This window comes from Neisseria sp. 19428wB4_WF04 (assembly GCF_015235335.1).
Taxonomy (GTDB): Bacteria; Pseudomonadota; Gammaproteobacteria; order Burkholderiales; family Neisseriaceae; genus Neisseria; species Neisseria musculi.
Genome location: NZ_JADGLG010000230.1, coordinates 1 through 257, shown reverse-complemented (window position 1 = coordinate 257; position 257 = coordinate 1). Strand labels below are relative to the sequence as shown.

The 257-nt window shown below is 54.9% G+C and carries 1 protein-coding gene; it reads right to left on the bottom strand.

Annotated elements, in window-relative coordinates; genetic code table 11:
* Positions 1–29 precede the first annotated feature (29 nt).
* Positions 30–257: hypothetical protein (locus IR141_RS13725; protein ID WP_209304469.1), on the bottom strand; the 228-nt coding region annotated here is incomplete at its 5' end.

Below are 257 nucleotides of genomic sequence, written 5' to 3'. Positions count from 1 at the left end.
CGATACGCTTTCAGACGGCCGGGCAGCTTTCAGACGGTGTTTTTACCCTGTTGGATGAACGATACGCCCGCGCGCCAGCACAGCATATATATGAGATGCACGTTTCTGCCCCCTGCCGGATAAGGGGAATGATACGCTTCGGCAGTTCCTTTCTCGGCGCAACCCGGTTTTGCCCTCCTGTTTGGATAAGGGGCGCGATACGGAGCGGTGTAGAAAGTGTGCAGCAGCTTCAGTTTTTGCCCCCTGTTTGGATAAAG